This window comes from Membranihabitans marinus (assembly GCF_021729155.1).
GTDB classification, from domain to species: domain Bacteria; phylum Bacteroidota; class Bacteroidia; order Chitinophagales; family Saprospiraceae; genus Membranihabitans; species Membranihabitans marinus.
In genome coordinates this window covers 39,474-50,870 of sequence record NZ_JAJQYA010000039.1, presented here as the reverse complement: position 1 = coordinate 50,870, position 11,397 = coordinate 39,474, and the positions used below count along the sequence as shown (strand labels likewise).

At 36.9% G+C, this 11,397-nt stretch carries 5 protein-coding genes; 4 read left to right on the top strand and 1 reads right to left on the bottom strand.

Translation table 11 applies throughout. The features are described 5' to 3' along the window. Positions 1–740 precede the first annotated feature (740 nt). Positions 741–2,183, bottom strand: coding sequence for an acetyl-CoA carboxylase biotin carboxylase subunit (locus LVD51_RS17610; RefSeq protein WP_236972684.1), 1,443 nt, complete (start codon positions 2,181–2,183; stop codon positions 741–743). A 122-nt stretch (positions 2,184–2,305) separates the two neighbouring features. Here LVD51_RS17610 and LVD51_RS17605 point away from each other — a divergent pair, with 122 nt between their 5' ends. From LVD51_RS17605 to LVD51_RS17590, 4 genes are all read left to right on the top strand, one after another. After that, a complete protein-coding gene (locus LVD51_RS17605) occupies positions 2,306–2,680 on the top strand; it encodes a DUF983 domain-containing protein (protein ID WP_236972683.1) in 375 nt (124 codons plus the stop codon). Continuing rightward, entirely contained in the window at positions 2,670–3,716 is a 1,047-nt protein-coding gene (locus LVD51_RS17600) for an NAD(P)/FAD-dependent oxidoreductase (protein WP_236972682.1), read from the top strand. The genes LVD51_RS17605 and LVD51_RS17600 overlap by 11 nt, the downstream gene beginning before the upstream one ends. 218 nt (positions 3,717–3,934) lie before the next feature. Further along, complete coding sequence (locus LVD51_RS17595; protein WP_236972681.1) at positions 3,935–9,736, top strand: alpha-2-macroglobulin family protein; 5,802 nt, start codon at positions 3,935–3,937, stop codon at positions 9,734–9,736. Positions 9,737–9,998: 262 nt separating this feature from the next. Further along, complete coding sequence (locus LVD51_RS17590) at positions 9,999–11,318, top strand: nucleoside hydrolase-like domain-containing protein (protein ID WP_236972680.1); 1,320 nt, start codon at positions 9,999–10,001, stop codon at positions 11,316–11,318. Positions 11,319–11,397 lie beyond the last annotated feature (79 nt).

Sequence of the window (11,397 nt, the reverse complement as noted above, 5' to 3'; positions counted from 1 at the left end):
TAATTAAGCTGTTCATTTTACAAAAGGTTCATCTCGATTGATTACTGCATAAAGACGTAGTTGCTTGGTCGCTTACAAACTATTTGTGTCCTTTGTGCAAATCTATGTAGCCGTAGTGGTGAATAAATCTGACCGTGGATGTAAGACCAATTACATTTACAGATCACGGTCATCTTTGGATTTACTAGAAGATGTACTTCGATTTAAGTATTTAGCTTTTTGATGATGTTTGATAAATAAAATTTAATATTTCCTTTTTAATACAATGAAAAAGTAGAAAAATATGAAGGTGTTTAAGAGGAAAACTAAGTAGTATTTCTGCCTGTGTTTGAAATATAATCAACGATTAAGGTGGCCGAACATGACTGAATGAAGTTCACAACCGAATATAACTGAATGAAGTTACATAGGATGAAGGCACCTATGCCTCTGCGCATTGGGTGGGTGAGGAAAGAGCAAGTCGATGAACTAAATGTTCATCTGATGAGGGAGCCACGACCATAGTGTCGTGGGTGTGAATGAGCATGACCTCGTATTCTATGATAAAACCAATAAATTAAGCTGTTCATTTTGCAAAAGCTTCATCTCGATTAATTATAGCACAAAGACATAGTTGCTTGGTCACTTACAATTGTATTTGAATTCAATCAATGACAGATGGTATGACAAAGATTACGACACAATTAATTCACTGCTGAATCATAAAATCCATCGCTTGAATCAGATAATTAGGGCATTACTCAACCTAAAAAAGCCTTTTTATTGTGGTTGGCTAGGTATTCCTGGCAGAATAAAGCTGCTATTTTACCCAATTGCTTTTCTTTAGCCGTAAGTTGATCTACGGAGACAGATGATATGTATTCTATGGTGTATTCTCCAGTGATAAACTCTTCATCCGTCAGTACATAATCTCCAAAGGCCATAGTTGTCATTATGCCTTGGATTCGACTGGAGGCTATGGTTTTTTGCATGGTCGATATGGCTTCTGCTCTCGTATTACCCCAAACTATGAGTTTGGCTATCATTGGATCGTAATAAAGAGAAACCGAATTACCGGATTTGAATCCACTGTCTAAGCGAACCCTGTCAGAAGTTGGAATTTCAAAATGTATAATTTCCCCTGGTGATGGTGTAAAGCCATCAGTATAATCTTCTGCATAGATTCTCAATTGAATGGCATGACCGGTTGAAGATATTTCTTCCTGAGACAGAGGAAGAGGTTTTCCTTCAGCCACTTTTATTTGCCATTCTACTAAGTCAATACCGGTGATCATTTCTGTGACTGGATGTTCAACCTGTAATCTGGTATTCATTTCTAAAAAGTAGAAATTTTGATATTTATCTACTAAGAATTCTACGGTTCCACTACTGAAATAATTACATTTTCTGGCTAGTTCAATAGCAGATTTATACAATTTAGCTTTTGTATCCTTGGACAGAACCATTGCGGGTGCTTCTTCTATTACTTTTTGATGTCTTCGTTGTATGCTGCAATCCCTTTCGTATAGATGGACAATATTGCCATCACAGTCACCAAATATTTGAATCTCTATGTGTTTCGGATTTTCAATAAATTTTTCAATGAATATTTCACCATTGCCGAATGCGTTTTCTGCTTCACTTTTTACCAAATCAATGTAATGGATTAATTCAGTTTCATCATTCGCCTTCCTCATACCTTTGCCGCCACCTCCAGCTGCTGCTTTTATGAGTACTGGATAGCCGATCTGATTGGCCACATTTCGTGCGTGTTGATGATGGATTATGGTAGAAGCATCACCAGGTACTAATGGGACTTCGGCATCAAGAGCCAATTTTTTAGCTGAAATTTTATTGCCCATCCATTCCATACTTTGAGCCGATGGACCAATGAACATTAATCCGGCTTCCTCGATAGCAGTCGCAAATCTTGGATTCTCGCTTAAAAATCCATATCCGGGGTGTATGGCATCGGCATTACAGAGTACAGCAATAGATATAATGGTCTCTATAGACAAATAGGTGTCGGCGATACTATTGCCCTGCAACAAATATTTCTCATCAGCTTCACCGACATAGGGCAATTCCGCATCGGTTTCTGTGTATACAGCGACGGAAGTGATGCCCATTTTACGACAGGTTGAGATAATTCTTGATACAATTTCTCCTCTATTGGCAATTAGTACTTTTTTGATTTTTTTCATATTTACCTAAATGCTGGTCTATTTCTTATCAATATAGAATATTTATACTGTATTACTATTTGAATCGGCTTAAATAGTTAATTTTGCATATCAATTTTTTACTGTTTAATTAATTAATAATAATGGGATTATTACGTTCTATATTTAAAATGACCTGCCCAAAATGTAGAAAAGGCAAGTTGTTTGTGCAGCCTTTTAGTCTATCCAAATCTTTCGATATGCCTGAAAGATGTCCTACATGTAATCAAAATTATTTTCCTGAGCCCGGATTTTTCTATGGAGCAATGTTTATTGGCTATGGTATGACGGCCTGGTTGTTCTTTGCCATTGGTGCCATTTTGATTTTCGTCATGGGCATGGAATTTAACAAGGCTATGATGATTATTATTGCTGTTGGAGCACTTACTTTTGTCTATTTTTTCAGATTGGCTCGATCAGTATGGATTCACATCTATGTAAAATACGATCCACAGATATTATCCACGAGTGAAGAATAACATTGATGTCATCATAGTCGGTGGAGGATTAGCTGGTCTACATCTTGCGCTAAAATTTTATAAAGAGGGACTCTCTTTTATTGTTATAGATAAATACAAAGAACATTCGTCTTCGAGGATTGCCTCTGGTTTGATCAATCCCATTACTGGACGGCGCTTTGTCAAGACTTGGCTATACGATGAATTGCAGCCTGTTTTTGTGTCAGAATATCAGTATTGGGAGAAAATATTTAACTCTCGTTTTTTTAAGTCCATTGATATATACCGGGCGATTACCGATCATCGATTGGTCAATGATCTCGATGCCAAACTGAGTGATTATGGCGAATTATGTAGACCAATGACAGCAGATGAATTGACCTTGTTTCAGACTTTGACTTCCTTCCCTGATTTGGGCTATGTTTTTAAAGGATATCAATTAGACACGATTACTTTTTTGGATCGAGGTATAGATTTTTTGAAATCAAAAGGTATATGGTATGAAGATAATTTTGAGATTGAATCTCTAGATGAAAGTCAATCCTCTCACCGTTACAAAGATTATATTACAAATAAAGTTATATTAGCTCGAGGAGCACATTCGACTGATAGTAGGGGGTTTACATGGCCTGGCTTTAATATAAATAAAGGGGAGGTTCTCAAATTGTCCAGTCCTCAATTACCTCTGGATTCTATTCTGAAACAGCGATTATTTCTTATTCCTGAGGGGGAAGAATTTTGGGTGGGAAGTTATAATACATGGGAATGTGACAACGAAGAACCTACAGCTGGAGGCAAAAAATACTTAATAAAACATCTCGACTTGATGATGAAATCACCCTACGAAGTACGGAGTCATCTAGCTGCTTTTAGACCTGCCACCGAAGATCGTCGACCAATTATGGGGTATCATCCTAGCAACCATTCTATTGCTATATTTAATGGATTTGGCTCAAAAGGAACCAGTTTAATTCCTTATTTCGCCAATGTATTTTATCAATTTGTATTTAAAAATCAAGAATTACCCACAGAAGTCGATATACAGAGATTCTATTAAAAACACTATATTGTTATCATCTTGTTAATTGTGTTTTTATTTTGATTTTTTTCTTGTTTCATTCCATCTTAAAGGTGATTGTGTCAAGATATAATATCCATTAAAATGGCTATATTATCCTATGTGATAATTTCGTTTTTTATATAATTATCTTGATCTTTTAGAATGTAATACGTATAATACTAAATGCATTTGGTATATAAGTCAAAACCCAGTCTATGAAATTAGTAAAAATATATATTTCCTCCATCATGATGTTCTCCCTTTGTTCACTCATGGCCCAGCAAACAGATGACTTGCATTGGGACGATGTTTTTTCTTCTGATTGGCAAAAACTGGAGGAATTATCCAAAGAAGGCAAACAAGGAAGTCGTTATACACTGTCTCAAGCGATTTTTGATAAAGCTATTCAGTCTCAGAATGTGCCCGCTGTGATAAAATCTCTAATTGTCATGGTCAATAGTAGCTATTATATAGATGATGAAGCTCTGCTAAGCATGATCCAGGCAGTAGAATCTAAGAAACCAACTTCTTCCATTTTGCAAGCTATTTTGGATAGTTACACAGCCGAGATGTATAGTCTGTATTTTGAAAGACATCGATATAAAATCAGTAATCGTACGGATACTTCATCGATTTCGAGCGATGATCTGTCGCTGTGGTCTGAGGCAAACTTTATCGATAAGATGAAATCTCTGTACATGAGGAGTGTGCAGCCTCAAGGACTAAAAACCATTGAATCTTCTAAATTCCAATCTGTTTATCCCGATGACGAAGCATTAGATTATACCTGGTTACCTACCCTATACGATTTATTAATGGATAGAAACATTCAATTTTTACAAAATAAACGGTATTCCGGTATTCCGTCTGAAATTTCCATGGGAGAAGATGGAAAAGCCTCTTATTTCAGTGAAGATCTGCAATCTGTTCTTGAATCCGACAACAAATATCCTTCCGCAGACATCGATTTACTTCAAGCTTATAGCGATTGGGAGCAATTTCACCTCAGCCGAAAAGACTACAAGGTATATCTAGAGATTGTCTTACAACGAGCAGAGCTAGTTCATGGTCAATTCGCTACTAATAGTGATACTCCATATGTCAACTTGTTGGATGGATTAATGACTACCTATAAAGAAGAGCCTCATATATTAAAAGCCTATTATCTAAAAGCAATTTTGTTTCAGGGTAAAGGAGATTATATAACCGCTAAGTCTATAGTTGATTCGGGACTTTCTTTGTTTTCTAATACTGCCTTGCCTTCAGATGTAGCTGCATTGCAGCAGGTGTTAAAGAGTATTTTGGCCAAAGAACTTCAGATAGAAATGGAGTACGCCTATCCCAAAAAACTTTCGGTGTTATTCAATATTAATTATCGAAATATTGATGATGTTAATTTTCAGCTATTTAAGTTGACACCAGAGGAATTTGTGCAATATAATTATCAGAGAAGGAATAATGAAAATCAAATAATAAGTGATCTAAAAGGCAAGAAAGTCATTTGGGAGAAAGCCGTGAAACTCAATAACCTTGGCGACTATGACAGTCATTCCAGTGAATATATATTGGATAAAAATCTATCTTATGGCCAATATGGTTTATACTATTATACCGAATCCTCCGGATTTCGCATTGCTGGTTGTCAGTTATTTCAAATATCCAATATCAATGTTATCGATATCCAATTGGAAGAGAAAAAAGAGATGCACATATTGGATCGGACTTCAGGATCGGCTATAAAGAATGCTGAACTTGCATTATTCGAATCCAATTATGGTGACCTAGGGCGACCAGTGCCCATGATGCATTCCAAGGTCGATGGTGGCAGATTTATTATCAATGACAAAGGATTGGGCAAATCTACCTACGTAAAAGTAGTGCGTAAAAAAGATATCTATTTCAGTCCTAGATATTATACCGGAAGAAGGTATCCTTCTGAAAACTACGAAGATACAAAAACGGTAATGTATACGGATAGAGCCATCTATCAACCCGGTCAAAAAATATTTGTAAAGGGGCTAGTCGTCTCTTCAAATCGTTTGACAAGTGATTTATTAAAAAATAAGGCCATCGATTTGTATTTGAGAGATGCCAATGGTCAAGAAGTTTGGAAAAAGAGTTTGACCACCGATGAATGGGGTTCTTACACCGCTATTATTCCCATTCCCAATCAGGGATTAAAGGGGAACTGGACATTGTCTAGTAATTTGTCAGGGCAAAAATCGATTTTAATAGAAGAATATAAAAGACCTAATTACGAGATCCATTTTAACGCAGAAGATATTAAAATGACTCCAAAGTCGGTCAATGGTTTCGGATATCTTAAAACGTATGCGGGATTTCCTATACAAGAAGGAAAGGTGAAGATTGAGGTTTATTTAAAGCAACAGCAACGATGGTTTTATTATCCCGGAAATGAAAAACCCATTTTGTTGTTTAGTACAGAGGTGAATTCTGATGATAATGGGCGATTTGAATTCCAATTTGAACCCATTATACCCTTAAAAAATGATGGTTGGTCATCGTATAATTATGATTTTTCAATATCTGCAACCGCGCTCTCAGGAGAAATCCAAGAGACATCGGTTTTGACACCAGTGGATGAAAATAAAAAGTATCTGTCAATTGATGTCAGTGATCAAGTGAAATTGAATAGTGGTGGACTTATAAAATTAAAGGCCAAAGATGGATTGGGTAATCCAACCCCGTGGAGTGGAAAAATCGTAGTGTCTTCACTTAGACTTCCAGAGAAATATATGGTACCTAGATTATGGGCCAATCCCGATCAACCTATAGTGTCACTGGAAAAATACGATTCCCATATAATGCCTGTTCCCCAACCCAGTATGGAAACATGGGAGCTATGGGAGATCGAAACTGTGGTGTATCAAGAGGGAATTGATCTGGATGGAAGTTTGGATTTGATGATTGATGCCATGATCAAAAATCCGGGTTATTATAAAATCGAAGTGGTTCAAGATGACGGAAAATCAGTTGACCAAAAATATTTGTTTGGTTATGATGATGAAGATTTCGATCTAATGCATTCTCCATTTGTAGTTGATATTAATAAGGATCAATACCAACCAGGTGATGAGGTGGAATTGCGCTTTTATACGCACAAAAAACTGAAACAATTGCTATTGGTCTATGTGCGTCCCAGTGGCGAAGAGAAGATCATATCATTGAAAGGCAATCAGACTTATAAGATAAAATTGCGGGCTAGTGATTTGGGAGGTATTCCTATTAAAGTGATTGGTCAGTTGTATAACCGAACCAAGATTGAGTCCTATTTTATAGATATTCCATGGAGAGAAAAGAGTTTGAAAATCATCAGAAATGACGGTTTGGACTCCCTAGATGTAAATAAGGATTATTCATTGGATTTCAATATTGTAGATGTGTATGGCCAGGGTCTACCATCGGAAGTTGCCATTGCTATTTACGATGCATCATTGGATGCTTACAAAGCCAATGAATGGACTACAGAGAATTATTTTTTCAGAAAATTTAATTCCTACATCCATGCGAATATTCTGTCCACTAATTTGGCACAAGTTATTGGTTTTGAGAATAATTACTGGGACAATCCGATCGATGTGCCACGGATTCACAAACCGCAATTGCCAAATATTGGGCTGCAATACCCTGTGCGCGGTACAATGTATATGGCCAAATCCATGAGCAGAAATGATGATGGGGGATTAATGGAGGTGGCTAGTGAAGCTGCAGCAACGGACATGGTTGCCAGTCCACCATCTCCTGAAGTAGAAGGGGGTGAAGAAGGTGGGAAACGCAGTGATTTTAGTGAGAATTTGCTTTTTGTAGGCAAGCTTCATACCGCTGAAGATGGCAGTATATCCATTCCCTTTTCTACCAATGATAAAATCGGGAGGTGGAAAGTTTTAGTTTTGGCTCACGACACCGCATTGGCTACGGCAACCTATTCATTTGATTTGATAACCAAGAAAGATGTATACGTAGAGTCGTATTTGCCAGAATATATGCGTCAAGGGGATTTAGTGAATGTGCGTTACACAATATTCAATACTACATCAAAGCCCATTAATGGGGTATTAGAATTGAGTCAGATGGGGATGTGGCCAGATTCTTCAGTCCATCATAAAATGGATAGTCAATCTTATCAAATACCGGCAAATGGCAGTAAGTCCTATAGTTTTGCAATAGAAGCTGATGCAGAAGCCAAGGATGCTCTTCGTTTGGTTGCTAAACTCATGAATACTTCAGGTCATCAATGGGATGAAGTAGAACACTATATTGATATTTTGCCTTCGAAAGAAAACATTATTAGCGGTGATATGGTGGTGTTGAAGCCTGGAGAAACCTATAGGTTTAACCAATTAATTACCACTGATTCCAAAATTAAACAAGTAAAATTGCGAATTATTGACAATATGTATGTGGAATTGTTAAAGTCTTTGCCATATCTGGATAATCCTCAACCGCGGACCACGGATCAAATGTTGCGAAATTACTTATATGCTACACTGGGGCAGTATATAGGGCAAAAAATTCCAGGATTTGAAGAATTGTATCAATCTTGGAAGTCATTGGGACAGTTAAAAGGGAGATTAGGCGATGAGTCCATGGCCAAATATCAGCCTATTATACAAACGCCATGGGTCAAACAAAATGCTTCAATGGAGGAGCAAATGCAAATGATGGCTTTGTATTTTGATGACAACCATATGAGAAATATCATTAGTCAAAATTTTGATAAATGGATGGTAGCAGTCAATCCCGATGGTGGATTTCCATGGATTAGTGGGTGGCCATCAGATCCTTATATCACTTTGAGATTATTGGCCTCACTGGCCAAAATTGAGAGTTTGAATATTGATAATAATGTTGAGCCCCGTATTATAGAAAATGCCATTTCGTATTTAGACAAGGTTAATTTTGAGAGATGGACAACACTGACGAAGGCAGATCCTGAACGCAAAGATAAAATTGGAATCAGTTTTTTAAACTATTTTGAAGTCAGATCCCAGTACATGGATGAGTATGAAATCCAAGACATTCATCAAGATTTTTGGGATTCAATTAAGAAGGTAATCTATGCAGAATGGACATCAGTGGATTGGATGCAGCAAGTACAGATTGGGAAATCTGCCCATTACTTACACGATCACGAGTTCAGTTTAAAAATTGCAGAATCATTTGTCGACAATGCGATACAGTCCAAGAAATTGGGAACGTATTGGCGCTATAATTTCAGGGGTTCTCAAGCCAACTATTTATACTTACATGCTGGTATAATGGATCTCTTAAATCTCAATTCAATTAGTCAGCTCAATGAAGGTGCGGTTCATTGGATTGTCGTTCAAAAAATGACAAATGATTGGCACGAGAATCCAGCTGTATTCGATTTAATGCTGGCTGCTATGAAAGCTACGCCACAAACTTTAACAATGCCAGGCAATGTTGTGTTACAATCTGCTCATAAGACTTATTCCGATTCCAATAGGGGGGGAGGTTCTATTTTTGATGTTGCCACAAGGGATTTATCTACATTGCACGCCGTTAACTTAGGTGGACAACCAGTTTGGCTAGGTATTCAATGGATAGAAGAAGTCCAACCTGAGGATGTTGTTATCGTGGAGGATAGCCCATTGGATATCAAAAAGAGCGTTATTATACCTTCCTCTCGAGATACAATAGTAATGGGGGATAAAATAATGGTACAACTTTTATTGGAAACCGATCGCGATTTGGATTATGTCTATGTTTCCGATCCTTTGGTGCCTGGATTGGATGAAGGCATTGCCTTTAGTGGATTCAAAACGATTAATGGATTGTCACTATATCAAACTTTTGATCCGGATAAGGCTATGTTTTTTATTCGACATTTACCAAAAGGTAAACATGTTTTGGAATATGAATTGGGTGTTGTGCGGTCTGGTCAGTTTGTAATGCCTCGGAGTAAGATACAATCCTTTTATACTCCAGAAATTTCTGGTCACGATCAGTGGCGACCGAGATTAGAGATAAAATGATAATGGTTGAAACTGTTGCAGTCTACGGACTGCGACAGAATTATTTTTAAAAGGTGGAATATCCTATTTATAGGAAGTTCTTTGTCATACAATCTCAGGGATAATTATGGAGTAGATATCACCCTAGTATGCCTTGATATGCAGTTTTATTATTTTGGAATTATAAGAAAGAACCTTTGGTTAATCCCGAAATTTTTATTGGCGAACGATAGTAAAATCATTCAATTATAACTATATTTAGTTAAAATTGAATGATTTAGATATGATTAAAGAAAGTGTTCTTTTTAAAAATATAAACATCTTTGTATTTATTTTCATCCCCATATTTGCTTCCATATCGGTATTGTATTCCTGTAGTTCAAAAGTAAATGAAGAGATAAAACCGAGGATTTTAATAAGTAGTGATATTGGAGGTACAGACCCTGATGATTTTCAATCAATGATTCATTTGTTGATGTATGCCGATTTATTTCAAATTGAAGGCTTGGTTTCTTCACCCTATGGAATGGGACGTAAACAAGATTTTTTGGATATAATTGATTTATATGAGGAAGATTTCCCAAACTTAAAAAAGCATTCTAAAGATTTTCCTTCTCCAACTTCATTGAGAGAAGTATGTAAACAAGGAGGCACAGAACTAGCTAATTATAAAGGATATGGCCAATCTACTGAAGGCTCTAACCATATTATTCACTGTGCCAATAAAGAGAGTGATCAGCCTCTTTGGGTTTTGGTATGGGGCGGATTGGAAGATTTGGCTCAGGCTTTACACGATGATTCGACGATTGTAAATCGTATAAAAGTATATTGGATTGGTGGGCCGAATAAAAAGTGGAGTGCTAATGCCTATAACTATATAGCGGATCATCATCCCAATCTTTGGATTATAGAAGCCAATGCGACTTATCGAGGCTGGTTTATGGATGATGGTTTTCCTTCCGATATATCGAGTAAAGGATATTATGATCATTATATTCAAGGTAAAGGAGTGATGGGCAAGGCTTTTAAAAACTATTATGATGGTCAGATAAAAATGGGCGATACACCGTCGCTGGCCTATCTTATGGATGGTGATTCTGATGATGCAACAGGGGGGAGTTGGGGTGGTCAATTTACCCGGATGGGTTATAGTTCTCGGAGTGTATTTTACAGAAATACAACTGTTGATGATACGCTTTCTACTTATGCCATTATTGAGTGGCGTTTTCCAGGACCTAGAATAGATATACCTCAAGATTCAGTATGTTTTAAAATGGAGATATCCAAGCAAATATGGCATGGATATTATTTGGGAAATGGACAATATGGAGTACGATATTCTTCTAAGAAACCAGAGAGAGCCTCCTATAAAACTCAGAGTCAAATTGAGGAATTAAATAATTTAACAGGGCAATTTGTGAGTATCGTTCCTTGGCCTGGTGAAAGAGGGGCGAGTGATTATTCGCTAGGGCAACATTGGTATGGAGATCGACCAGAGGCGGAATACTTTATTTCTGACCAACAAGGCGCTAAGACCGTTTCAAAGTATAGAAAAGATTTTCTCATGGACTGGGCTCAGCGGTGGACATGGTTAGCTGAATAGATTATTTTTCTGATAGACAATGGTTGATTTATCATGTCAAAGCATTTAATGATCCGACATGATGATTATCGATTAAATA